Here is a 240-nt window from a genome sequence, read left to right on the forward strand (position 1 = left end):
GACCAGAACTCCAAATGTAAATGATTCCAGAAAATGGCTAGGTGGATACACTACAACAGGATTCTTTCTGCAATATGTTACCCAAAAATATGATAAGAATTTTATCTATAAATTTAATAAGGCAGCAAAAGATTTAGGAAACTCCTGGTCATTTGACAATGCATTTAAAGATATTCTTGGAAAAGGCGTAGAAACTGTATGGAATGAGTACAAAAACTATATCAATGGCGGCAACACTCT

The 240-nt window shown here is 33.8% G+C and carries 1 protein-coding gene; it reads left to right on the forward strand.

Features of this window, described 5'->3' with window-relative positions; genetic code table 11:
- On the forward strand, nucleotides 1-240 hold a 240-nt coding region (locus tag Z054_RS29310), incomplete at both ends, for a basic secretory protein-like protein (RefSeq protein ID WP_035093605.1).

Source organism: Aquimarina macrocephali JAMB N27, assembly GCF_000520995.1.
GTDB classification, from domain to species: Bacteria; Bacteroidota; Bacteroidia; order Flavobacteriales; family Flavobacteriaceae; genus Aquimarina; species Aquimarina macrocephali.